The following is a 25626-nucleotide window of genomic DNA, read 5'->3' on the forward strand; positions in this document are numbered from 1 at the left end:
CAGATCAACCCTGTCTATTAAACTATTTCACAAGGAGGGGATTTATATGATTGATGTACATATGCATATTTTGTTTGGAGTGGATGATGGGCCGAAGACGATTGAGGAAACGATGAGGCTTCTTGAGATTGCGCAGGCTGAAGGGATTACGGATATTATCTCCACTTCCCATGCGATGCATCCGCAGTATAATGTTGAAGCGAAAGAAGTTCGGAATCAGGTGAGATTGCTGAATGATAAGATTGCGGACTCAGGCTCAGGAATTACATTACATAGTGGACAAGAAGTTCGGCTGGTTGCGGATCTGGTGGAGAAGGTGAAGGAGAAAAGGGTATTGACAATGGCGGATTCTCGGTACTTGTTATTGGAACTTCCTTCGGGGAATGTCCCGAACTACACCACATCGATGATTAGTAAGCTGTTGGCTGAAGGGATTACGCCTGTTATTGCGCATCCTGAACGAAATCGAGGGATTGCTGAGAAGCCGGAACGTTTGGAGAGACTTGTTCGTGCTGGGGCGCTTGCTCAGATTACTGGAGGGAGTGTGGCGGGGGCGTTTGGGAAAAATATTCAAAATCTATCTTTTCAACTAATTGAAGCTAACTTAATTCATCTTTATGGATCAGATGCGCATAACACGACGGTTCGACCACCTTTGTTTGCTATGGGCCTGGATGTATTAGAGAAGAAGTTAGGGGGGTATGCTGATTTGCTGCTTGAGAACAATAGATGGGTGCTTGACGATGAATACGTTACCATACTTGAGCCGGAAATCCTGAGTAAGCAGAAAAAGTGGTTCTTTTTTTGAATGTATAAATAAGTTTTGATACATAAATAATAAAAACAAAAGTTTATTATAAATCAAATTTAGTTTCAAGTCTTAGGGATGCACTTTTAATTCGGAAGCTTGTTATGATGGTATGTAGCTATTTTATAAGCCTGAAATTTGTAAGAATTCCGCGTTTCAATGAATAACTTTCTGAATAATATAAGTACTATTTATTCGCCATGTTATCTCAAACATGAAGATCATTTTAATGAAAGTAGGGCTCTTTTATATGAAAAACCTAAAAGTAATCGATTCTCTATAGCTTTAAAGTTTTTTGATTGTAGTTGTTGGTAAAAGGAATGAGTAAAAATAATTTATTCCATTGACATTTAATAATTTATCGTTGTAGATGACTGTGAAGTTAATGTAATTGCATTAAACCGTGGCTGATAGATTAAGCTCCTTGTATTTTCTGAATTCAAATATGTGTTGGTTAAATAATTTTTTGTCGACTTTATGAATAGATAAAGTTCATCTCACTTCGTGGAGCATAAGAGACAAAACCATTAATTAATAACGTTCATCTGATAGGAATAACTAGGATTGACACTAAAATTGAATGATTTCAGTTTATTCCGTTTCATTAGCTTGTACCCACCCTATATAAAGGTACGTTGTACGAATTTAAAAACATGCAAGCTTAATTTGATATTATTTGCAATCGTTTAAGAATTATTTGTGCATAGGCAAAGTTTTTAAAATATTATCCAGTCTGTAGGTGCAATATTGATTAAAACAGATTGCCATTTGTGATTGTCCAAGTTAGCACAGTGCACATCCTAATTTGTCAGTAAAAAAAATGTGCACTGCACATTTCAGCCACTTTCATACTAGCTTGAGTGTTTTGTCGTATACCGGCAGATTTTATGAACACATACACGCTTATTACGTACAGATCTGCGTATAATTAATCAAACTCCTCGTATTCGTTCGGATGCTGCCCTTCGACTCTTCCCGCTTCGCCTTTATCCAAGGAATCGATTGTTTGGATATCTTCTTCACTTAGTTCGAAGTCAAAGACATCCAAATTTGCTTTTTGATGTTTGGCTGACGATGATTTTACAATCGGTAAGATACCGTTTTGCAGATTCCAGCGAATAATAATTTGCGCTGGCTCTTTGTTGTATTTTTCAGCGATCGCTACAATGGTGTCATTTGTTAACACATCATTTATTTCGCGGCCTAAGGGACTCCAGGCTTCCGTAATAATACCACGGCTTTTATTGTATTCCACCAGTTCGTTATTGTTGAAATACGGATGACGCTCAATCTGATTAGTAGCCGGTGTAACACCTGTTATTTCAATGATCCGCTCCAGATGTTCCGGTAGAAAATTCGATACGCCGATCGTCTCGATCAGTCCGAATTTCTGCGCATCGACTAAAGCCTGCCACGCCTCTTCATATTTACCTCGCTTCGGAAGTGGCCAATGAATTAAATACTTATCAAAGTAGTCGAGTCCGATGCGGTACAGTGATTCTTGAATCATGAGAATCGCTTTGTCGTATTCATGTGAATGTCCAGGAAGTTTTGAGCTGATCATCAGTTCTTCTCTCGGGACAGATGACCGCCGAATTGCTTCTCCTACCATTCCTTCGTTGTTATAGTTCGTCGAGGTATCAATGAGACGATATCCTGCTTCGATGGCTGATAAAACGGAGGTTACTCCTTGTGCACCGTTGATGTTCACCGTTCCGAAGCCGATTGATGGGAGGCTCGTCCTGTCGTTTAGTTGAAAGGAATGTGTATTCTTCATCTTTATCCTACTCCTTTTTTACAATGAGTTTATCTTATGTCTTCCAATCATTTTCCCTTCATGAGAACTGCTAAACTTGTCTGTTGGATGGTTCAATTCAAATACTGTGCAAAATTACACCCGACTAATGAGGTGTCCAGGTGAAAAGACACAATTTGTCTAATACCTAGTGCCATATACTTATAGTTGGGTTATAATTTACATACTAGTAATTTGCATGGCACCAATAGTTAAGTTGTAAGTAGTGTTTTCTGTAATGGCGATGGATTATTGACTTTTATGAACGGGGGGGGTAATATGGTCGGTTTTCTGAATGACGTGATAAACAGCAAAGTTAAAAGTTTGCTGGAAAGAGAGCATGCTCATATTTTGTATACGTACGAAGAAGAGACAGCGTATCTGCAGCAAGTCTTAGGGTATATCGAAGATGGCATAGTTAGTGGTGAAGTCGTGCTCCTTGTGGAAAACGAACGCAATTACCATAAGATTATTCAAGCGCTAAAAAACCGTCTGACAAAAGAGCAGCTAGGGTTGCTCCACTATGTCAACAGCATTCAATTCTATTTGTCTAACGGCAGTTATGATCCGCCTGCAATTGAAGCCTATTTCACTAAAACGGTTCAGGCATATGTTGAAAACGAAAGAGCGTTTCGATCCTGGGCTTACGTGGAGTGGTCCACTTTAAAAGGGCCTGTCCATTTAATCGAGCAGTTTGAAAGAATTGTGGATGAGTCGGTTAAAAAACTGCCGTTTTCGTTGATTTGTGCATATAACACGCACCTCATACCAAGTGATTTGTATACCATGCTGCTGCAAACACATCCTTATTTACTGGATGAGCATGACTTATACGAGTCCGAGCAATACAGCGCTCAATTTTAAGTGAAGAACAACCGATAAAAATAAGTGTCTTGTGGAAAGTCATGAATGCGTACCTATTCATGGCTTTTTTTCTATAAAAAGCTTTCCTGTGCACGGTGCGATTCAGATACCATTTAGAATTGGTATAGAGTAGTATCGTTCAGAATTTTTGACGCCGAAGTTTTTTGCGAATGAACAGATGTATTGAAGAGCTATTCATAGTATGTATCTATTTCATCAAGATCTTTGGAAGAGTTGGCTGGCTATTCTATACATAAGATCTAAAAACTTGACTAGTAACAGAATCCTAGATACTTTCATTCATATTTAGCAAATCTTAAGAATGCACCCGAAAAATGTTGTTACTTTATATTTAAGAAATCAGGAAATAAAAGTTAATTAAATAGAGTAGATTGACAGAAAATTGGGTTGACTTATCAGAATTCATTCACTATTATGGAGTTTAACTAGAACTTTACAGAAATTTATGTAGTTAAACTTCATTCGCTAGGAGGAATGTAATGAACAATACTTTAGAACGAATTAAGCAAGGGTTGCATTCTTTAAGTCCCTCGGAAAAAAAGGTAGCTGCTTACATCTTACATGATCCGGAATGTATTTTAACGATGCCGATTGCTGAGTTATCGAAGAAATCCACTACCAGTGAGGCGACAATTATCAGAATGTGTCGGACTTTGCAGTTCAAAGGCTATCATGAATTGAAATTGGGAATGGCAGCAGCTCTGAATAATCAAACTGCTGAAGGTGAAATCTACTACGCAGATATACCGGCTGACCAAGGATTAAACCAAATTGTCGATTATGTATCTTATAGTACGATGCAATCGATAAAAAGCACAATTTCTTTAGTGGATATCAAAGATATGGAGGCAGCCGTTCAGACAATCCTATCATCCAAAAGAATAGCTGTAGCGGGGGTTGGGGCTTCGGCAATTGTAGCAATGGATTTCGAGCAAAAGTGTAAGCGTATTAATAAATGGTGTGAAGCAGTAACCGACAGTCACACGCAGCTAATGACAGCTGTTCACTTGACTGAGGAGGATGTCATGTTGGCGATTTCTTACTCTGGGGAGACAAAAGAAATAGTGGAAGCTGTTCAAATTGCTAAAGAAAATCGCGTTCCTATCATTTCACTTACGAGATACGGAAATAACAAAGTACAGAGTTTGGCTGATATTAATCTTTACGCATCACCGACGGAGCATAGCATCCGAAGCGCAGCAACTGTATCAAGGATTTCACAGCTGAGTGTGATTGATATTCTTTTTACTGGAATGATTTCAATCGATATGGCTAAATCAGTGGAATTGCTTAATGTCACAAGAGAAGTGATTAAGCATCGCAAATAGGAGGTGTCTTGTCTTTGAAAACTATTGAAGACATCATTGAGAATCATATTGAAAGCGGTTTCTTTTCCGGCGCTGTCTGCAGTATCTCTTTGAATGGTGAGGACATCTACAAAAAGTCGTTTGGATTCCGTAATGTAGTAACGGAAAAAAAGTGTAACATGAATACACTTTTTGACTTAGCGAGCATTACTAAAGTATTCACTTCCACTTTAATTCTTCGATTGATTACGGAAAACCGGCTTTCATTGTATAGCATCCTCGGAGTGTGTTTGCCAAAAGTTAAAGACAAGTCTGCACTTAGAAATATAACGATTTACCAGCTGCTGACTCATAGTAGCGGTTTGGTGGCATGGTACCCATTTTATACAAAAGAAAAATTAGATTTTTTTGAAGTGCTAGACACTATAGAGCTAAAGAATGACTCTGCTAATATGACGGTTTATAGTGATTTGAATTTTATGCTTCTAGGAAAAGTGGTAGAACGAACACTGAATATGCCTTTGGAAAAAGCGATTGACGTTTATTTTATAAAAGAATTAGGCTTTTCATCAGCATCTTATAAGCCCACGTCCGCTGAAAATATAGCGGCTTGTGAATTTGGAAATCAGATTGAGAAAAAAATGTGTAGTGCACGCAATCTTATTTTTGAAGGATGGCGTGATGAAAATAAACCTATGGTTGGGGAGGTGAATGACGGGAATAGTTACTACTTTTTTAATGGTATTTCAGGGCATGCAGGAATCTTTTCACAAGTAGACGATCTTATGAAGTTGGGTAATCTTTATGTCGGTTTTCAAAACAAATGTTTTATTTCCAGTGAGTTACTGGAAGCCTCCAAAACTCTTCAAATCGAAGATAGAGGTTTAGGGTGGGATTTTGGTAATACATTTCCTGAAGGGTTTGGTCACACAGGATTCACTGGTACAGCATTGTGGATTGTTCCAGAGAGAAACTTGGTAGTCGGTCTATTGACAAATCGTCTCCATAGTCGAAATCCGCACAATGTAAATCCTTTTCGAACGAGAGTATTTGAAGAAATTCTAAAACAATTATAAAGGGGAATGAACTATGAATAGGAAGATATTGTTTTACTTTCTCACAGTTTTACTCGTTGTTTTCACAGCCGCGTGTTCCAACGATGAGTCATCCGACAAATCAAGTGAAGGGAATTCTGATGCAGAGCAAACACTTAAAATAGCGAATGATCAGGAGCCTGCTGGATTGGATCCACATAAGACGCCAGCCCACTCTTCTGTAAGAATATACTCCAAAATATATGAAGGACTGGTTACTTTCGATCAGGATATGAAGTTGGTCGGTCAGCTAGCAAGTGACTGGGAACAGCCCGATGATAACACTTACATTTTCAATTTAGTAGAAGGTGTAAATTTTCATAATGGCCGGGAAATGATTGCTGATGACGTTAAATACAGTTTTGAGCGAATTATGGATGAAAAGACAGCTTCGCATATCAGTTCGTATTTCTCGGATGTCGAAAATATTGAAGTTATGAATGACCATCAAATAAAGTTTGAGCTCGCTGAGCCAAATGCGACATTTTTGACAAACTTGACGAATTCAAGCGCAGCAATTGTAGCTAAAGAAGTAGTGGAAGAGAACGAAGACTTACAACAGGTTGCTGTAGGAACAGGACCGTTTGTTTTTGAAAAATGGGTGCCCGATAATAGCGTTACACTTGTGAAAAACGAAGAGTATTATGTGAAAGACGAACCAAAGCTTGACCGAGTGGAATACTTCACGATGAAAGAAGAAGCAGCCAGACTATCAGCAATCCGTACGGGTAAAATTGATATGACTACATTGACATCGAAATCTGCGGTTCTTTTAGACAAAGAGAAAAATGTGGATATTAAAGACTATCAATCGTTGGAATATAGCTATGTTGGATTCAACGTTGAAAAAGAGCCATTTAACGATGAGAAGGTCAGACAAGCGTTGAGTCTGGCAACAGATAGAGAGAGCATTGCGACAGTGGTTTGGGATGGAAAGGCAACTACGACAGGACCGATTACACCAGCAATGGGTGATTGGGCAATTGAAGTGGAAGACGAAGAGTTATATATGCGGGATATCGAAAAGGCAAAAAAACTATTAGCAGAGGCTGGTTATCCAGACGGTTTCTCGACAACTATTACTACCGCTTCTACATACGCGGATATGATTGATACGGCACAATTATTACAGCAACAATGGGCAGAGATAGGAGTCAAGGCGGATATAAAGCAAATTGAATGGGGCGAGTATATCGATACATGGTCGAATACATCTGCAGATATTCTTATTGGCCGGAATGGTTCTGGAACAGATCCAGACAGAGCGATGAACTACTTCTTCAGCACAGATGGCTCCGCGAACGTTTGGAACTTCAGTAATGCGGATTATGACAAGCTAGTGGAGGAAGGTAAACGCACAATTGACCAAGATGAAAGAAAGAAAATTTATGACGAAGCACAAAAAGACCTTATCAAGCTTTCGCCAAATCTTTTGTTAGTGTCACCAGAAAGCTATGTTGCAGTCAGAAATGGTGTTAAAGGATACACACCTTATGCACATAACGCAGAAGATATCGACCAAACATATAAAGAATAAAGTGGATTGTGCTGCTTTTGCAGCACACTCTCCTCATTGAATAGAGAGGATGTGTGGAGGTGTTTACATATATCGTAAGAAGATTATTAATGCTGATTCCTGTATTATTCGGGGTTTCTATATTTATATTCTTCGTAATGCGTGTAGTGCCGGGAGATGTAGCGCAGACGATTCTAGGAACAGACGCCACACCGGCTGCTTTAGCGCAGCTTCGTGAGAATTTTGGTTTGAACCTTCCTTTGTACCAACAATATTTAAACTGGATCGGCGGCGTACTCACAGGTGACTTTGGAGAATCCATGCGGACTGGGAAAGCTATCCTTCCCGACATATTGACCAGATTTAAGCTGACGTTTGAACTGACGTTAATAGCGGCAGTGATTTCTTGGATCATTTCTATTCCTTTGGGTATCATTGCCGCAACTAAAAGAAATAGCAAAACAGATTTTGGATTACGTATCGTTTCCTTATTAGGAGTCTCTGTGCCGAACTTTGCACTGGCTACAGTAATCATTTTAGTCCTATCTTTATACTTCTCGTATAGCCCACCAGTCGGGTATGTAGGGTTCTTCGAAAACCCTATAAAAAATCTTGAGATTATTATAATTCCAGCTATCGTTCTTGGGACTTCCATGGCGGGTGCTGTAATGAGAATGACTCGTTCTTCCATTTTGGAAATACTCAGGCAGGATTTCATAAGAACTATCCGTGCGAAAGGTGCTAAAGAAAAAGTGGTAATCTTTCAGCACGCTTTAAAGAACGCCATGATTCCTATTCTTACTATTATAGGTCTTCAAATAGGAACACTATTAGGTGGGACAGTTATTATTGAGCAGATTTTTTCATTGCCTGGATTAGGACAGCTTGTTCTTACAGCAATCACGCAACGTGATTTCATGGTAGTACAAGGTTCAGTGCTGTTTATAGCGTTCATCTTTGTAATGATAAACCTACTTGTTGATCTGCTTTATTCCTATTTAGATCCAAGGATCAGTTATAAATAGAGCATCTGAATTAGCTTAGAAAAGAGTGATACCATGAAGAGCTTTTTTAAAAGGCTGAAAAATGACAAAGTTGGTTTGGTAGGATGTATAGGCATCTTACTCGTAGTGATTTTAGGAATATTGGCACCATCGATAGCCCCTTACAAACCAGAGCAGATGTTTACAGAACATATCATGGAAGGCCCAAGTGGGAAATTCATTTTTGGTACAGACGAATTTGGTCGAGATATATTTTCTAGAATTGTTTATGGAGCGAAAGTGTCTCTTCAAGTAGGTGTCATTGCAGTTGGAATCGGTTCAATTGGTGGATTAGTTTTTGGCTTGATAGCTGGATATTTCCAAGGCGTCGTGGACCAAGTCATCATGCGTGTGATGGATGTGCTATTTGCTTTTCCTGATATATTGCTTGCGTTGACTATTGTTGCTGTGCTGGGGCCAAGTTTGACGAATACGATGATTGCGATAGGCATTGTGTTTATGCCTGTATTTACCCGTATTGTTCGAGGGTCTGTTATCAGTGTGAAAGAGAACGAATATATAACGAACGCTGTGGCAATCGGAGTTTCCCCGTTCGCAATTATTTTTAGGCATATCACTCCGAATATTATGGCACCTTTTATTGTCCAAATTACACTTGGATTGTCAGGAGCGATACTGACAGAAGCAGCACTCAGCTTTTTAGGGCTTGGCGTACAGCCGCCTAATCCGTCTTGGGGTGTCATGCTGAATGCCAGCAGAACCTATATGGAATTCGCACCATGGACTATTCTATTTCCGGCTGGAGCAATCGTCTTCACAATCTTTTGTTTCAACTTATTCGGTGATAGCTTAAGAGATATCCTTGACCCACAACTTAAGTAAAAGGAGAGTGTAAGTAATGAGTATACTTGCGATAGGTTTAATGTCGGGTACGTCCGTTGATGGGATAGATGCAGTGCTAGTAGAGATTAAAGGATCACAAGAAAATATAGAAGTTGAAATCAAAGATTCTATTGAGACAAAATACACGTTAGAAGAGAGAAAAGAACTGCTGAGAGTTTCAACTGAAGAGACTTCAGATTTACAGAGTATCAGTTCAATGAACTTTTATTTAGGTAAGAAGTATGGGGAAGTAGTCAATAACTTATTGAAAAAATCGGGGTATACATTTCTGGATATCCACTTCGTTAGTTCCCATGGTCATACAATCTTCCATCAGCCGTATAAGGGAAGTAAGACGTTGGATAAGGCGAATACCCTTCAGATAGGTGATATTTCTGCGATCGCTGATACGACTAATATCGCTGTAGTTGGAGATTTTAGAACAGCAGATATGGCGGCAGGTGGGCATGGTGCTCCGCTCACATCCTATATAGATTATTTATTGTTTTCGAATAGAGATACTTCGAGAGTTATACAAAATATTGGTGGAATCGGAAATGTTACATATATACCTAAGAATGCTAAACGTGAACAAATCGTTTCTTTTGATACAGGGCCAGGAAATATGGTGATTGACGAGGTAGTGTTCAGGGTAAGCGATCAGAAGGAAACTTACGACAAAGACGGACAATACGCACGGAAAGGAAAAGTGAATGAGGATTTAATGTTATTTCTAAATGGACATGAGTACTTACAGGTGAAACCTCCTAAAACGACTGGAAGAGAGGTCTTTGGCTCTCACTTTGTCGACCAGATTTTCGGAAAGTTTGGCCATCTTGACGCTAATGACCTTATTGCGACGGTCAGTGATTGGACTGCTGTGACCATAACAGATAGTTATAAAAAGTTCCTGATAAGTAAAGGGAATGAACTGGATGAAGTTGTGATTGGTGGGGGAGGCAGCTATAACCCTTATCTACTGGAGCGGATTGCATATCATTTACCAGACGTCAAAGTAGGGATACATGAAGATTATGGAATTTCAAGTGATTTAAAAGAAGCCATGGGGTTTGCGTTACTGGGGTATCAATGCCTTAAGGGGGAATACAATCAGTTACCGTCTGCTACAGGAGCTGAGCACTCTGTAATTATGGGGAAAATTTCTTATACCCAGCCTGAAGCGTTCGACCGGATGATTGCTGTTAGGAGGGACTGAGAATGGCATCATTGCTGGAAATTAATAATTTGTCTATAGATGTAAAAGTGGATAAGGAAACCTATAACGTAGTGAAGAATCTTAGCTTGTCTATCGGTAAAAAGCAAAAGTACGGCATAGTGGGGGAATCTGGAAGTGGAAAGAGTCTGACCTCTCTTTCAATTCTCCAACTGCTTCCTGATGTCCTTAATGTAAGTGAAGGGAATATCGTACTGAGTAATGATTTGGATTTGACGGCGATGTCCACCAAGGAGATATTGAAAGTCCGTGGAAAAGAGATATCGATGATCTTCCAAGAACCTATGACGGCTTTGGATCCTCTATTCACAGTCGAACATCAAATCAAGGAAATTTTACGCTTTCATGGGAAATACTCAAAAAAACAAATGGATGACATGACGATTGAAATCTTGGACAAAGTGGGCTTCGCAAAACCGAAACAGCTTCTAAAAAAGTATCCCCATCAATTATCAGGTGGGATGAGACAGAGAATCATGATAGCGATGGCTCTGATTTGTAAACCCAAGCTTTTAATAGCGGATGAGCCGACTACAGCGCTGGATGTCACAATCCAGGCGCAAATCCTAGATCTGATGAAGCAGTTAACTAACGATTACGACACGTCTATCTTGTTAATCACACATGATCTTGGGGTGATAGCAGAAATCTGTGAGCGAGTCGCTGTTATGTATGCGGGTACATTGGTTGAAGAAACGACTGTTGAAAAACTGTTCAGTAATCCGCAACATCCATACACAAAAGGACTGCTACAATCAATCAATTCGTTAGGTGAAAAAGGTAAGCGATTATACTCAATTCCAGGAAATGTACCGTCTCCTAAGGAAACAAATAAAACGGGGTGCAGGTTTGCATCCCGTTGTCCATATGTGATGGATGTCTGTTTGCACGAGGATCCACCTCTCTTCACAGTAGAAGATGATCACTACAGTAGGTGCTTTTTGCATAGGGAGGAGGTTTAACAATGGAGAATAATGCAATACTGGAAGTTAAGGATTTAACAAAATATTTTCCACAAAAAAGCGGTTTTATAAAAAAGACGAATAACTATGTCAGAGCAGTAGATGGTATCAGTTTTTCCATTTACCCCAAAGAAACTTTCTCCTTAGTTGGAGAAAGTGGATGTGGAAAGTCCACGACGGGAAGAACAATCCTTCGATTACAAGAACCCACCTCCGGACAAGTGCTCTTTAAAGGTACTGATTTGTTGGATTATAACAAAAGGGAGTTTAGAAAGTTACGAAAAGATCTTCAAATGATTTTTCAAGACCCATATAGTTCGTTGAATCCAAGAATGACAGTTAGAGAGTTACTAAAGGAACCGGTACTGACACACCGTTTGGTCAGCAAAAAAGATGCTGAAAAACTCGTGCAGGATATTGCAGAAAAAGTAGGATTATCAAAAGAACAACTAAACAGGCACCCGCACGAATTCAGCGGAGGGCAGAGGCAGCGTATAAGTATCGCCCGAGCTTTGGTATTGAATCCTGAACTAGTCATTTTGGATGAAGCGGTGTCGGCACTGGATGTTTCTATTCAAGCACAAATACTTAATCTGCTGATGGATTTACAAGAGGAATTGGAATTGACCTATTTATTCATTTCTCACGACTTAAATGTTGTAAAACATGTCAGTGATCGAGTAGGTGTCATGTATCTTGGTCAAATGATGGAAATGACTCACACGGATGAATTATATGACAATCCTCTTCATCCGTATACACAGTCTTTATTGTCAGCAATTCCTTCTACGAATCCATTTCAGAAGAAGGAGAGAATCATTTTAAAAGGTGATGTGCCGGATCCGGCCAATCCTCCTTCAGGCTGTCCGTTTAGACTTCGCTGTCCTAAAGCACACGAACGTTGTGCAATTGAGAAACCGGCTTATCAAGAAGTGAAGTCAAATCATTTCGTGGCGTGTCATTTGTATGATCAGTCGGAAAATCCAAAACAAGCCCGAATTTCGGTGGATCCCACATCGGCAGCACATACTACAAAAGTTGATGGATGAAAATCCTACTCGTGATGTAAGCGTCCAATAAAGAACACCTAGTTTCTTAGAAAAAAATGCCCTTCTGACTTTGTGCCGGAAGGACATTTTGTTCATTTTCTCTTCTTGATATAACAGTCCTCGGGAAGTTGTTTAAAAGGAAATTGCAGATTAAAAGTCTTGTCTATTCACGATGCAATTTGAACATTGTCCAGAGTTGTTATCGCACACAAGCAAGACTTTTCTTCACTTAAGTTATTCAAACTCCTCATATTCGTTCGGATGCTGTCCTTCAACTCTTCCAGCTTCGCCTTTATCTAAAGAATCAATTGTTTGGATATCTTCTTCACTTAATTCAAAGTCAAAGACATCAAGATTTGCTTTTTGATGTTCGGTTGACGATGATTTTACAATCGGTAAGACACCGTTTTGCAAGTTCCAGCGAATAATAATTTGCGCTGGCTCTCTGTTGTATTTCTCAGCGATTGCTACAATGGTGTCATTTGTTAACACATCATTTATTTTACGGCCTAAGGGACTCCAGGCTTCTGTAACAATACCGCGGCTTTTATTGTATTCGACGAGTTCGTTGTTGTTGAAGTACGGATGGCGCTCAATTTGGTTAGTAGCCGGCGTAACACCTGTTTTTTCAATGATCCGCTCGAGGTGTTCTGGTAAGAAATTCGATACGCCAATTGTCTTAATCAGTCCGAATTTCTGTGCATCGACTAAAGCTTGCCATGCCTCTTCATAGTTACCTTGCTTCGGAAGTGGCCAATGAATCAAATATTTATCAAAATAGTCAAGTCCGAGACGGTACAGGGATTCCTGGATCATAAGAATCGCTTTATCGTACTCATGAGAATGTCCAGGGAGTTTTGAGCTGATCATCAGTTCTTCTCTTGGGACAGATGACCGCCGAATTGCTTCTCCTACCATTCCTTCGTTGTTATAATTCGTCGAGGTGTCAATGAGTCTATATCCCGCTTCGATGGTTGATAAAACGGAAGTCACTCCTTGTGCACCATTGATATTCACCGTTCCAAAGCCAATTGACGGAAGGCTTGTACTGTCGTTTAGTCGAAAGGATGGTATAGTATTCATCTTTATCCTACTCCTTTTACAATGAGTTTATCTGATGACTTCCACTCATTTTCCCTTCAAGAGCGCTGCTAAACTTCCTTAAACGCTTTGCCTGTGCACTGTAGAGTAAAGGCAGTATTCAGAGTTGTTTTAGAGATGACTTTGCACAGGCAGAGTTTTTATTTTATCCACCTTACCTAGCATCTTCCCGACGTTTCTTCAATATCCCCTTCAGCTTGGTATCGTAATATGCCCAGATGACAAATCCGCTGACTGTCTGGATGGATTCATAGACGAGTATCTCCCATGTAAGCATGACTTGAAACGTGTCCTGAATCGAAGTGCCGCGGATAAAAAAGTCAACTTGGTGGACTGATGAAAGATGGGAAAGTAAAGGCACATATTGGTCATACGTTTCCGTTAACAGAAAAGGGATTGCGGGAAGCACATGATTTAAGTGCAACGCATCATGCGAAGGGGAAGATTGTGATTAAAATCCGATAACAGCCTCTGCTTGAGTCTTTAACCGTTCAATTGTGCTGTAAGCCTTCTTCAGATACAACTATCTGAAGAAGGCTTTTTTCACGTAGACACTTAGATCTTCGCGACAATCACAAGTAGTTAAACAAATCTCTAAACTGTTTCCATAATCAGTGACGAATAATTGAATCGAAAAGACTGTCTCTGATCCATCTACTAGAGGCAGTCTTTTCTGTATTTGCAAGATTGATGTTCAAAGTGAAGAATCCCTTTTAACTTTGTCAGCACCTATCAGAAACGTTTCAAGACCTCCCTGAAAACCGTCTGAAATAAAAGCTATGTATTTGAAATTCTTTAGTCTATAATGGTCTTGTCTTGTGTAAAGACAGTAGTGAAGGTAATTCGTTCTGCGTAGAAAAAAGGGTTTCATAAATTGAATGGGGGAATTACTCGATGACGAAACAAAGTATGTGGTCTTTAAAGTTTTCAACTGCTGCACTTGTACTAATTCCGGCGGCGATCGGCATTAACTATCTTGGAAAGTTATTCGCTGAACTATTAAGATTGCCATTATGGCTGGACTCGATTGGAACAGTGCTCTCCAGTATGTTAGCAGGTCCCATTATTGGCGCACTCACAGGAATCATTAATAATATTATCTATGGCTTTACCGCTAGTCCGATATCGTTTGTCTATGCAATTACATCAGGGGTAATCGGTCTAGTTGTTGGAATCATGGCTAATAAAGGATGGATAGCCTCCATCGGAAGGGCGCTTGTTTTAGGGCTCGTGGTGGGCGTGATAGCGGCCACAGTTTCTACACCGCTGAATATCCTGTTTTGGGGCGGACAAACGGGTAACATCTGGGGAGATGCCTTATTTGCAACAATGATTACACATGACTTGCCTCTGTGGTTAGCTTCGTTTGCTGACAGTCTCGTTGTAGATGTGCCTGACAAAATCGCAACAGTCCTAGTCGGCTTCTTGATATTTAAAAATCTGCCTAAAAACTTAACTCGAATGTATGATAGCCGTTCAGAGATTGACCGGCTGTAATCTAGGAGGAGTACCATGAAGAATGGGACGTTCTATGTAGAAAAAGCGTCAATTGTCCATGACGTCGATCCTTTATCCAAATTGCTATTCGTTTTTGTTTCAGTTGGGGTTACGTATATATTATCTACTCATTCTTTTGTCCTAGGCGTCTTGGCCATCACACTTTTGGTGTTGCTGCTTGGGAAAGTCCTGCAGTATATCTTTCCGATTATCGGTCTCAGTCTCGTGCTCATTTTTTCGATTATTATCGTCCAAGGATTTTTTCACCCCGATCGCTCCACTCTTTGGTTTACGATCGGTTCCGTACCTATCTATAAGGAAGGTTTTTCTTATGCACTTTTACTGACTCTTCGTGTTCTGAATATGGTTTGTGCGTTCGGTGTTCTGATTCTGACAACGAAGCCGGACGATTTAGTTCAATCGCTGATTCGTAAAGGAATGTCTCCCAAAATAGGGTACGTCCTTTTATCCGTACTGCAAATCCTTCCTCAGATGCTGGCTGTGACTGGCAAAATCACCGATGCACAGCGCTCTCGCGGAATGGAAACTGAGGGGGGATTCATAACACGTGTAAAATCATTCATCCCATTACTTACTCCCGTTGTCTTGAATTCAATCAATGATACCCGAGACCGTTCGATAGCTCTTGAAATCCGAGGATTCAATTCGACAAGCGAACGGACTTTTCTTCATGAGACCAATCACTTTAAATATGGGTTCGTTATAAAAGTTCTATTGGCGGTATCATTGGCCGCAGTAATTGCCTGGAGGATTTTCATATGAAAAGTATCCGAGTGGAGCAACTGAAATACAAATACCCTGGGAGTGATCATTTCGTATTGGATGAACTCTCATTCACAGTCGAAAGAGGGGACTTCATCGGAATTGCGGGTGAGAATGGAGCAGGAAAAACAACTCTTTGCTATGCCCTCAGCGGCTTAGTTCCTCATTTTTTCAAAGGGAGTTATGGCGGGAATGTTTTTATCGGAGACCTGGAAGTATATACACATTCAATGAGTGAGATCACAGCGAGGGTGGGACTCGTATTTGACAATCCGTTTTCACAGATGACGGGGGCCAAATACACAGTCTACGACGAAATCGCATTCGGGCTTGAAAACTTAGGTGTGCCGCGTGAAGAAATGCATCGTCGGATACAAAAGTGTATGAAGCAATTGAAGATTGAAGAGTTATGGAATGTAAACCCATTTTATCTATCAGGCGGTCAATTGCAGCGTGTCGCGATTGCTAGTGTGATGGCCATGAAGCCTGATATCCTTATTTTGGATGAACCAACGTCACAGCTTGACCCTCAAGGCGCTGAAGAAGTATTTCAAGTAGTTGAGCAACTGTCTGCGCAAGGCGTTACCATAATGATGGCTGAACAGAAAATCGAAAAGCTGGCTGCGTATTCAGATCGGATTTTATTGATGAATAAAGGAAAATTAATCTGTGAAGGGACACCTGCAGAGATTTTTTCACGAGACGATTTGGATGACTATGGAATAGAGCCTCCCGTGTATACATCAGCAGCCAGATCATTAAAATTTAGACAACACACTCCAGCAAATCTTCCTGTTGTGTTAGGGGAGATGCCGACATTCGGTTTAGAAAAGTTGTCTTTACCCTTCCCGCATGAGGAAGCCGTTGATGTGAAAACTGCCGAAATTGTTGTTTCAGACCTCAGTTTTAGTTATGAGAAAGATTCTGAAATTATTAAAGGAATCAATCTGAAATTGAGCGGTAAACCACTTGCAATTATCGGACAAAACGGTGCGGGTAAAACAACGCTCGTCAAATTATTGAAAGCATTAGTAAAACCTCAAAAAGGAGAGATAACTGTTGATGGGGTGAAAACGACAGACACTACTGCTGCAAAACTGGCTGCTGTTATCGGGCTTATCTTTCAAAATCCGAACGATCAGATCTTTAAAAGCAAGGTGCTAGACGAAGTGATGTTTGGACCGTTAAACATTGGTCAATCCCCGGAAACTGCAAAAGCCAATGCATTGAAAATGCTGGATCGTGTCGGCATGGCGAGTAAAAAAGATGAAAATCCTTATGATTTGAGTCTGGCTGAAAGGAAACTGGTTGCTGTGGCTTCGGTTTTAGCGATGGATACGAAAGTTGTCATATTCGACGAACCGACTATCGGTCAGGATGCCATGGGAAAAGTGAAATTGTCTTTACTCATCAATGAGTTATATGCACAAGGAAAGTTAGTAGTGTGTATTTTACACGATATGGATTTTGTAGCGGAGACTTTCGAGCACACAGTCATTCTTGGTGGTGGCCGAGTCTTGTTCAATGGGGAAACCCGAACAGCGTTTAGTCAGGATGAACTGTTGAGGGAAGCCGGACTTGAGCAACCTCATGTTACGCAACTTGCCCGTCGAATGGGATACACAGGGATTTTATTAAAGAAGAGTGAATTGCATTAAACGCTGTGCTCTGTGCAATTTGGATACTATTCGGAATTGATTTGGAGTTGTGTCGTGCACAGACAATGAGTTCTATTGCATGCTGGTCTTATCGAGTGCTGCCACACACTCACTAAGCGGATACAGTGAAGTTGAAGATTCGGCGCTGTATACTGGAAACTGATAGGACGAGAACTGGAGAGGGGTTTATCTGATGGGACAATCATTGCAAGGGAAAGTAGCGTTCATTACAGGAGGGGCCCGCGGTATTGGCCGGGCGACTGCGATCGCATTGGCGAAAGAAGGCGTACATGTCGGACTGCTCGCGCGAACAGAGTCGGCTCTGAAGGAAGTAACTGAGGAGATTGAAGCGCTGGGCATGAAAGCCTCCTATGCGGTGGCGGATGTTGCGTCTCAGGAACAGGCGGAAAAAGCAGTTGCTGCCTTGACGGAGTCACTCGGCACAGCCGATATTCTGATCAACAATGCGGGAATCGCTTCGTTCGGCACAGTCCTAGAGATGGAGCCGGCGGAATGGAAACGGATTCTGGATGTGAACGTGATGGGGACGTATCATGTGACGCGCGCCGTCCTGCCGCAGCTCATTGACAAGAACCGCGGCGATATCGTGACCATCGCTTCCACAAGCGGACTGAACGGAGCCGCGACGTCAAGTGCGTACAGTGCCTCCAAATTCGCAGTGATCGGGTTCACCGAGTCGCTTGCGCAGGAAGTGCGTCGAAACAATATCCGGGTTTCCGCACTGGCGCCGAGCACAGTAGCGACCGATCTGGCATTCGACCTGGACCTGATCAAAGAGAACGACGAGTCCAAAACTATTCAGCCGGAAGATATTGCGGACGTAGTCATCAGCCAGCTGAAACTGCACCCGCGCATTTACACGAAATCCACCACGCTGATCGCGACAAATCCATTCTGATCTGCTGGAACAGGCAACGACTTTTTTTCTTCATCAAAAACAGGAATGACTAAACCGTCATTCCTGTTTTTTATTCTGTCTCCGGGAAAAATGCTTCAGCTGTACTGATGTCCACTAGCGTGGGTGTGAAAGTGGCAGAAGCCTGCGGATGATTCTCGCATCTGTTGGGACATACCCTTCCGGCCACCACGTTGTGCCCGCCAGCAGGACGACATCCGCCTCTTTGAACAAATCCTTGGCATACGGATAGCCGCCTTCGCCGATTCCCTGCAGTTTATTCGGAGAGGACTCGTCCAACACTCCTTTTTTGCCCAAACTGATCAGGATACCGGCTCCCCAGCATTCAGCAAGTTTCTCGAGTTCCGTTGAAGCGTTGGCTGTACCTGCGCCTGCAAGGATCATCGTTTCACCTTTTGCTGGTGCTGTAAAAAAATCCTTCGGTACGGACAGATGCGTAACGTTACGCTGTCCGAGTGAAACCCGCGCCGCCCGCTGGAGAAGATCGACCGTCGCGTCCGGATTCGCAAGATTGGCGGAATAGACAGCGAATGGCTTCACCAGCTCCTGCTAATCAATATACTGCGGCGATTCCGTGCCGATTTTGTCTGTCGGGGACGCCCATTGTAACGGGGCCTCTACAATGAGATGGTTGAATGGCATTGTTCCAGGCGGCATTCTACTTAAGAAGAGTAGGGTGACAATCTGGGAGGGATAGGGGGAAGGCATAGTTCTTCACTGAAAAAAGGAGTAACCGAACACAGATTAAACTCAGGTACCAGTAAATCCATTGGCTAGAATAGTTGAACTTATACAGGGTATAGTGAATAGGACTCATGAATAAGGATATCCAGAAAAAAAGGAGTGGGAATTGATGAACTTTAAAAAGATTACAGTTGCAGGCAGTGGAGTGTTGGGGAGCCAGATTGCTTTTCAGACCGCCCTCAAAGGATTTGACGTTTCTGTTTACGACATTACGGACGAGGCGCTCGCGAAGGCAAAAGAGCTGATCCATAGTTTGCAGCCCTATTACGAAAAAGATATAGGAACTACAGCGGAGGAGTTTGAAGCCGGCTTTAGGCGCCTTTCGTTCTACAGCAACTTAGGTGAAGCTGTGAAGGATGCGGACTTGGTGATTGAAGCGATTCCTGAAGTCGTTTCCATAAAAACCTCTTTTTATGAAGAATTGGGGAAAGTGGCTCCCGACAAGACGATTTTTGCGACAAATTCCTCAACACTTCTGCCAAGCCAGTTTGCAGAGGCAACGGAAAGGCCAGAGCAATTCATCGCACTCCACTTCGCCAATGAAATCTGGAAGAACAACACAGCTGAAGTGATGAGACATCCAGGTACAGGTCAGGCAGTTTTCGACGCTGTGATACAATTCGCCAGAGAGATCGGCATGGTGCCGCTGCCACTGAAAAAAGAGCAGCCGGGGTACATCTTGAATTCCTTGCTGGTGCCATTACTGGATGCAGCTGAAATGCTGCTCGTCAAAGAAGTCGCAGACGTTCAGACGATTGACAAGACCTGGATGATTGCAACCGGTGCTCCAATGGGCCCGTTCGCCATCTTGGATGTCGTAGGGATTACAACAGCCTACAATATCGTAAAAATGAAAGCCGATGCAACGGGCCAAGAAGAGTTTAAAAAACTGGCGGACCTGCTGAAGAACGAGTACATCGACAAAGGGAAACTCGGTCGGGAAACAGGAGAAGGTTTCTACACGTATCCGGACCCGGAATTTGCTAAGCCAGGGTTTTTGAAATAAGAGCCACGAAAAAGATGAAATATGTCTGTGCACCGGATAATTCAGACGCCTTTCGGAATTGTTCTAAGGGTGTGTTGTGCACAGGTGGCCCGTATATAACTAAGTCTAGCCTTCCACTGATATACTTGGTGGAAGGCTAATTTTGATTTGGATGTAAATGTTTCACTATAGGGTAGTGGCATGTACAGGGAGATTCCGGAAGATTGGACTTACTTCAAAACTTTCAAGTCATATGAATACACTTTTTTATTTTTAGAACCATTTATAATGGTTTCAAGCCCATCGATCGGAACAGAATCTGTAAGTTTACCTTTATCCAGTGAACACGATTCCAAATAGTAGGGTTCTTTTTTTTCTGAGTTGTACCGTAAGACATAAAGTTCTCCAGAATTAAAGTACGTTTCTTCATTATGACGAACAGTGGAGTTACTCGCTTTATCGAGACTGAATTCTTTTTTGACGTCGGTTGTAGGTAAATGGAATGAATAGACTTCCCCCAATCCATTGATATAAAATAATTTGTCGTTATGGATAGCTGCGGAATTTTTGTAATTGTAGGGAATCGTAGCTGTTAAATCTACATCCTTGTAGTTGATTAATTCAAATGTCTCCTGCTTTAATGATTCTTTGTGAATTCTATAAAGTGATACGGTTTCACTGGTGTCACTTGTAATTGTGGAAATGATGAGATAATAATAGCTTTCATCAGAAAGAACTGGTGCGAGAACTTGCATGTTTTCAGTAGACTCGGTTTGGATCGCCGTGATATCTTTCACGTTAAGTTCCGTATCAACTGTTACTTCTTTTAAATAAAACTGATCCTCTTCTAAATCTTGTGTAAGGATTTCTACAGATTTTTCAGTTGTACCGGAGGCTACAATATAATGAGGGATAGTATCTACTTTGAAGCCTTTGGAATCACCATATCGGACTTCCGAACTGTACCCGTTTTCAACAAATCCACTGTTATAGATACTGAAGAATAATTCGTTTTTTGGAAGGTAGCCAGTTCGTTCCCCTGTGTATTGGGGGGTATCCATTTCAAACTTTTTAGTAGCGTCTCCTATAATGGATATGTTGTTTTTATCCTCTAATAGTATTTCTTCTTTGCCTACAGCAATGCTTCCAAGCTCAAGCCCGTTCATAGCCAGAGCTTGAACTGAATGATCTTCCTGAACAAAAACACCATAACTCAATCCTTTATTGTCAATATCCTGGTCAGCAGTCGTAGACAAATAAATAATAGCTTTCGTGTTTTCTAAAATGTCTTTTTCAGAGATCTCATTTAATGAAAGTAACGAAGTATCTGGGATGCTTTTTTCTTTTGTGAAAGCCAGGACGGCAATGAGGACAATTGCTACAGTGGCAACTAGTAGTAGTTTCTTCATTTTTATTTCCTCCAAAATAACAAACAAGACCATCTTATCGAAATCTGACGGTCTTGTTTGAAAAAGATTAAATGTTTCGGACTAAAGCAGTGCTTTTCGCGTCCCTGACATCACGTGGATACACACCTAAACCGCCATTTACATCTAAGTCCAACGATCCGTTAAGTTTATAAGCGGACCAAATGAGTTTTGAGCAGTTTTTAGCTCCAGTATGGCCTGTTTGACGATTTGTAGCAAAATTATACGAATAGGATTGTCCAACCTGAGTATTCGTCCAGTTTGCAGCATTATTTCGATTTGCAGTAGATGTAGTGACCGATTTTACCACTGCACCAGAGCTATCTACTTTACGCGCAGTCGTAGAAATTGTTCGAACGCCAGCAGAAGGGACAGATTCTACAATTGTTGTGGATGTATAATACATCCCCACATGGCCATGGTCTAAATAGGCAGTTTGTGACGGTGTATAATAGAAGTTTCCTTTTGTACTAGCCCCAACACTTTTAGTTCCACCTGAACCCCCGTAGGCAGTTACCTCAGCAGAAATTGCCTTTTCCTTCTTGCCTTGTTCTTCATTGTTTTTAAGCTCTGTATAAATTTGCTCAAGGATACTTTGCTCGGACTGACCCGTATTTGCAGCTATGGTTCGAACATCACTCAGCAATTCCTGTTTCGAGATATCAGGCTGAAGTTTCGAAATTTCATTCAAGCCGGTAGTCGTACTCGTTAAACTAGAATTAGCAGATACAGAAGCAGCTGAGCTAAATAACATAGTTGTAGTTAAAGAGAGGGCTAGAATCGTTTTTTTTAATTCCATTGTGACAACTCCCTAGTATTTTTTTGTTTTGATTGGATGTTGAATTTGAAAAGATTTGCCTGTGCATTACAGGTAATGAATTGGAGATTTAATGATAGTTGGGCAGACTCTTAATATGAAAAATGGATAATATAAGCACGACAGTTACGAGCCCGGTTCAGGACATTAATAACAATCCTCCTAAGAGAATTAGAATTACTGATAATGTGTTTTGCAGCAGCTTACAACTTTCTCGTTGAGTTATACGTGGAGCTACTTCAGCGCATATAGGAACACTTATATCGTTTCCATACACGTAGGCATGAGAACACTCATAAAACAAAAAAGTTCACATTATGATGCTTGCATCAAACCAGTTATTCCTAATAGATAATCACTACTCACTTCAAAATTTCCGATTGCATCCTTGCTTAAATACTCCATGGGAAAAAGTGATCTGAAGCAGACTTAACCTCCACCGATAATCCAAATGTCAACAAGTAGTTGCACCCATTCCATTTATATCCCCCCCCTTATATTTGTAAGTTTAAAGGATAAAAGGAATTACATGACGAATTATTCCATATGGAATAAAAGAGAGGAGGGGGAGAATGCATCTAGGTAATTATTTTAAAAAGATTCGAAGAAATAGAGCGTATAGCCAGACAGAATTAACAATTGGTATTATGTCTCAAAGTGCCTATTCGAAACTATTCAGCAGCTGTATCTAGCGAAGCAGCCCGATTTGTTGGGAGTAAAACAAACCTATCGAACACGACTAAATAATTTGATAATTCATTCGATACCTGACGCACTCCTTGCGATAAATTAAGCGCTGTTTTCGAGTATTCATCCGCCTATTAACTAGCCTTCTCGCAGTTCAACTGTAAAAGAAGGCTAGTTTTTTCTTTGATGATAAAAATGGGAGTGGAGCTAACCAATTCTAGTTAGCTAAAAAACCGATTGAACGGATAAGACCACGTGAATGGTGTTATTTTGAATGATGTGTACGATTACGTATAAAACCTATACGGTGACGATGGAACGCCATCGGATAAGTAGAATTTTATTATACTAACCGTATAGAGAAAGGGGACGGATCCAATGAATACAATTTCACGAACGATGTTAGCGACTGCAGGATTGCTAACACTGGGTGCATGCATAAATTGGGATAAGTCGGAGTTGTTTGCGGGCGTTCTTTTTACAGGGCTGGGTATTCTGATTGCCATTTCGCTGCATGAAGCAGGCCATGTAGTGGGCGGAGTGATTGCAAAATCGAAGCTTATGTTTTACGCAGCGGGTTTGCTTGCGATAAAACGGACAGAGCGGGGGAACCTCCAAGTAACGTGGCCAGAAAATTGGACGCAAGTTTCAGGGTACGTGCAAATTGAGCACGATGAGCAGCGGTTGGAGAAGTCGATTTTTTATACCGTTCTTGCAGGACCAGTCGCAAGTTTACTTGTTTCCAGCCTCCATTTCAGTGATCTTTTTCTTTTTCAAGTGATTGGCATCACGAGCTTTTTATTGTTTGTGGTAACGTCTCTTCCATACCAACTGAATGGGTTATTCTCCGATGGGTACACGGTCCTTCAAGTTGCAAAAAACAATCCCGTGTTCATTAACTATTATCGTATGACGAATAAGCTGTTGGCTAAAAATCAGCCGTCTACCTGGGACAAAACGCTTCAAAGTAAGGCCTCGAGTGTTCCTGCGTCGCAGTTGACGACTCCTGAATTAGCCATTTATCTTATGTACTTATTCTATAGTGCAATTGAAACAGACAATACTTATTATCTTAAGAAGTTTTATCAGTCAATCGACATCCACAGTCTAAAAGCCAATCATAAGAGTGTGTTGGCAGGTGTCTATCATTATTATATTGCGACGCAATACTTTCTCGGGGAGCCGATTACGATCTCGAAGACTGAGATGGATGAATTCCCGATCATAGACCCGCTGTCATCGGCACGTACGAATGCATTACTCAGTGGGACGCCCGTCGTAAACGAGGCGTATATGCAGTATGTGAAGACGATAAAAAAGGATTCTCATAGTTTCTTACAAGCGGAAAAAAGATTTTTTGAACACTATGTTGTGAATTAACGGAACAGGTTGTTGTGAAAGGCAGAGATGTCTTTTGCGACAGCCTTTTATTTTTATCGCTGAGTACTTTACTACTTAGGTGATGTCCTCCAAATTACCCTACGCCATTTGATCCTCGCGATCTTTGTATTGTTGAATCGTGTATGTCCTTTTTGTTACTTCATTAAGGGCGGAATTATTAATGGACTTTCCTTTTATAGGTCCTCTGTTAGTACGTTGATGAACTCATCAACGTGAATTCTTACATGTGAATGCTACGCTTACGTGAAAAACAACACATTATATGGGAAGTTCGGATTTTAGTAATTGTGACGGTCTATAGTTAGATTCAAGAACAGTAAGTCATACAGTTCTTAGAAAGGGAGGAAGCAATTTGACAACAAAAGGGTATGCAGGTCCAACATTTGAAGAACTCTCGATGGAAGAGATGGTTGCCATCCAAGGCAGTGGAGATGTTTCTGCGGAAACAACCCCCATTTGTGCGACCGCAGCAACAGCTGCAGCAAGTTCAGCAGCATGTGGTTGGGTTGGCGGTGGTATCGCGACAGGTGTCACCATCGTATTGAGTATTAAACATTGTTAATCACAAAAATCAAAGGAGGAAACAACATGACAACAAAACAATATGCAGGTCCAACATTTGAAGAAGTATCGATGGATGAAATGGTAGCCATCCAAGGCAGTGGGGATGTCCAAGCGGAGACTACACCGGTTTGTGCGATCGCAGCAACAACTGCAGCAAGTTCAGCAGCATGTGGTTGGGTTGGCGGCGGTATCGCAACAGGCGTCACAGTCGTATTAAGCATTAAACATTGTTAATCCCAAAAACAAAGGAGGAAACAACATGACAACAAAAGAATATGCAGGTCCAACATTTGAAGAACTCTCAATGGATGAAATGGTAGCAATTCAGGGCAGTGGGGATGTCCAAGCGGAGACTACACCGGTTTGTGCGATCGCAGCAACAACTGCAGCAAGTTCAGCTGCATGTGGCTGGGTTGGCGGCGGTATCGCAACAGGCGTCACAGTCGTATTGAGCATTAAACACTGTTAATCACAAAAAAAGGAGAGATA

Annotated in this window: 25 protein-coding genes and 1 pseudogene; 20 read left to right on the plus strand and 6 right to left on the minus strand. The window is 41.2% G+C overall.

Annotated features, from left to right (window positions below; genetic code table 11):
- Positions 1-46: 46 nt before the first annotated feature.
- Entirely contained in the window at positions 47-808 is a 762-nt protein-coding gene (locus tag QT716_RS02340; RefSeq protein ID WP_317934166.1) for a tyrosine-protein phosphatase, read from the plus strand.
- Positions 809-1736: 928 nt separating this feature from the next.
- On the opposite strand, the gene QT716_RS02345 is transcribed toward QT716_RS02340, so the two are convergent.
- On the minus strand, positions 1737-2585 hold the full coding sequence (locus tag QT716_RS02345) for an aldo/keto reductase (protein WP_317934168.1): 849 nt from the start codon (positions 2583-2585) through the stop codon (positions 1737-1739).
- Between the two features lie 297 nt (positions 2586-2882).
- Here QT716_RS02345 and QT716_RS02350 point away from each other — a divergent pair, with 297 nt between their 5' ends.
- From QT716_RS02350 to QT716_RS02390, 9 genes are all read left to right on the plus strand, one after another.
- The gene (locus QT716_RS02350) at positions 2883-3467 is read left to right on the plus strand and encodes an MEDS domain-containing protein (protein ID WP_317934170.1); all 585 of its coding nucleotides are present in this window, start codon (positions 2883-2885) and stop codon (positions 3465-3467) included.
- A 500-nt stretch (positions 3468-3967) separates the two neighbouring features.
- Complete coding sequence (locus tag QT716_RS02355) at positions 3968-4816, plus strand: MurR/RpiR family transcriptional regulator (protein WP_317934171.1); 849 nt, start codon at positions 3968-3970, stop codon at positions 4814-4816.
- Between the two features lie 14 nt (positions 4817-4830).
- Positions 4831-5871, plus strand: a complete 1041-nt coding sequence (locus QT716_RS02360) for a serine hydrolase domain-containing protein (protein WP_317934172.1) — start codon at positions 4831-4833, stop codon at positions 5869-5871.
- Between the two features lie 13 nt (positions 5872-5884).
- Positions 5885-7426 (plus strand): ABC transporter substrate-binding protein, encoded by a 1542-nt coding sequence (locus QT716_RS02365; protein WP_317934173.1) that lies wholly within the window; start codon positions 5885-5887, stop codon positions 7424-7426.
- Between the two features lie 59 nt (positions 7427-7485).
- Positions 7486-8430: an ABC transporter permease gene (locus QT716_RS02370; protein WP_317934175.1), complete on the plus strand. Its 945-nt coding sequence runs from the start codon at positions 7486-7488 to the stop codon at positions 8428-8430.
- A 33-nt stretch (positions 8431-8463) separates the two neighbouring features.
- A complete protein-coding gene (locus QT716_RS02375) occupies positions 8464-9291 on the plus strand; it encodes an ABC transporter permease (RefSeq protein ID WP_317934177.1) in 828 nt (275 codons plus the stop codon).
- Positions 9292-9307: 16 nt separating this feature from the next.
- Entirely contained in the window at positions 9308-10507 is a 1200-nt protein-coding gene (locus QT716_RS02380; protein ID WP_317934179.1) for an anhydro-N-acetylmuramic acid kinase, read from the plus strand.
- A 2-nt stretch (positions 10508-10509) separates the two neighbouring features.
- On the plus strand, positions 10510-11487 hold the full coding sequence (locus QT716_RS02385) for an ABC transporter ATP-binding protein (RefSeq protein ID WP_317934181.1): 978 nt from the start codon (positions 10510-10512) through the stop codon (positions 11485-11487).
- Between the two features lie 2 nt (positions 11488-11489).
- Positions 11490-12536 carry an ABC transporter ATP-binding protein gene (locus QT716_RS02390; RefSeq protein WP_317934182.1) on the plus strand — a complete coding sequence of 349 codons (1047 nt, stop codon included), beginning with the start codon at positions 11490-11492 and terminating at the stop codon, positions 12534-12536.
- Positions 12537-12770: 234 nt separating this feature from the next.
- Here the strand turns inward: QT716_RS02390 and QT716_RS02395 are convergent, their stop codons facing one another.
- Complete coding sequence (locus tag QT716_RS02395) at positions 12771-13619, minus strand: aldo/keto reductase (protein WP_317934184.1); 849 nt, start codon at positions 13617-13619, stop codon at positions 12771-12773.
- Positions 13620-13791: 172 nt separating this feature from the next.
- Positions 13792-13914: a hypothetical protein gene (locus QT716_RS02400; RefSeq protein WP_317934185.1), complete on the minus strand. Its 123-nt coding sequence runs from the start codon at positions 13912-13914 to the stop codon at positions 13792-13794.
- Positions 13915-13970: 56 nt separating this feature from the next.
- Here QT716_RS02400 and QT716_RS02405 point away from each other — a divergent pair.
- The 5 genes and pseudogenes from QT716_RS02405 to QT716_RS02425 form a co-directional block, all read left to right on the plus strand.
- Positions 13971-14102 (plus strand): annotated as a pseudogene (locus tag QT716_RS02405) (zinc-binding dehydrogenase); the annotation flags it as partial.
- Between the two features lie 429 nt (positions 14103-14531).
- Positions 14532-15134 carry an ECF transporter S component gene (locus QT716_RS02410; RefSeq protein WP_317934186.1) on the plus strand — a complete coding sequence of 201 codons (603 nt, stop codon included), beginning with the start codon at positions 14532-14534 and terminating at the stop codon, positions 15132-15134.
- Positions 15135-15149: 15 nt separating this feature from the next.
- Positions 15150-15917, plus strand: a complete 768-nt coding sequence (locus QT716_RS02415; protein WP_317934187.1) for an energy-coupling factor transporter transmembrane component T family protein — start codon at positions 15150-15152, stop codon at positions 15915-15917.
- Entirely contained in the window at positions 15914-17575 is a 1662-nt protein-coding gene (locus QT716_RS02420) for an ABC transporter ATP-binding protein (protein WP_317934189.1), read from the plus strand. Before QT716_RS02415 ends, QT716_RS02420 begins: the two co-directional genes overlap by 4 nt.
- 193 nt (positions 17576-17768) lie before the next feature.
- Complete coding sequence (locus QT716_RS02425; RefSeq protein ID WP_317934190.1) at positions 17769-18494, plus strand: 3-ketoacyl-ACP reductase; 726 nt, start codon at positions 17769-17771, stop codon at positions 18492-18494.
- 114 nt (positions 18495-18608) lie between these two features.
- Here the strand turns inward: QT716_RS02425 and QT716_RS02430 are convergent, their stop codons facing one another.
- The gene (locus QT716_RS02430) at positions 18609-19052 is read right to left on the minus strand and encodes a hypothetical protein (RefSeq protein WP_317934192.1); all 444 of its coding nucleotides are present in this window, start codon (positions 19050-19052) and stop codon (positions 18609-18611) included.
- 313 nt (positions 19053-19365) lie between these two features.
- Here QT716_RS02430 and QT716_RS02435 point away from each other — a divergent pair, with 313 nt between their 5' ends.
- Positions 19366-20262: a 3-hydroxyacyl-CoA dehydrogenase gene (locus tag QT716_RS02435; RefSeq protein ID WP_317934193.1), complete on the plus strand. Its 897-nt coding sequence runs from the start codon at positions 19366-19368 to the stop codon at positions 20260-20262.
- A gap of 209 nt (positions 20263-20471) precedes the next feature.
- Here QT716_RS02435 and QT716_RS02440 read toward each other — a convergent pair whose 3' ends face one another.
- Positions 20472-21650 (minus strand): hypothetical protein, encoded by a 1179-nt coding sequence (locus QT716_RS02440; protein WP_317934194.1) that lies wholly within the window; start codon positions 21648-21650, stop codon positions 20472-20474.
- A gap of 67 nt (positions 21651-21717) precedes the next feature.
- Complete coding sequence (locus QT716_RS02445; protein ID WP_317934195.1) at positions 21718-22467, minus strand: hypothetical protein; 750 nt, start codon at positions 22465-22467, stop codon at positions 21718-21720.
- A gap of 1083 nt (positions 22468-23550) precedes the next feature.
- Here QT716_RS02445 and QT716_RS02450 point away from each other — a divergent pair.
- From QT716_RS02450 to QT716_RS02465, 4 genes are all read left to right on the plus strand, one after another.
- A complete protein-coding gene (locus QT716_RS02450; RefSeq protein WP_317934197.1) occupies positions 23551-24552 on the plus strand; it encodes a hypothetical protein in 1002 nt (333 codons plus the stop codon).
- Between the two features lie 373 nt (positions 24553-24925).
- Complete coding sequence (locus tag QT716_RS02455; RefSeq protein ID WP_317934198.1) at positions 24926-25135, plus strand: lichenicidin A2 family type 2 lantibiotic; 210 nt, start codon at positions 24926-24928, stop codon at positions 25133-25135.
- Between the two features lie 26 nt (positions 25136-25161).
- Positions 25162-25371, plus strand: a complete 210-nt coding sequence (locus tag QT716_RS02460; RefSeq protein WP_317934200.1) for a lichenicidin A2 family type 2 lantibiotic — start codon at positions 25162-25164, stop codon at positions 25369-25371.
- A gap of 25 nt (positions 25372-25396) precedes the next feature.
- Positions 25397-25606, plus strand: a complete 210-nt coding sequence (locus tag QT716_RS02465; protein WP_317934202.1) for a lichenicidin A2 family type 2 lantibiotic — start codon at positions 25397-25399, stop codon at positions 25604-25606.
- The last annotated feature ends 20 nt before the right edge of the window (positions 25607-25626 follow it).

The sequence above is a fragment of the Sporosarcina aquimarina genome (assembly GCF_033253705.1).
Classification (GTDB): Bacteria; Bacillota; Bacilli; order Bacillales_A; family Planococcaceae; genus Sporosarcina; species Sporosarcina aquimarina.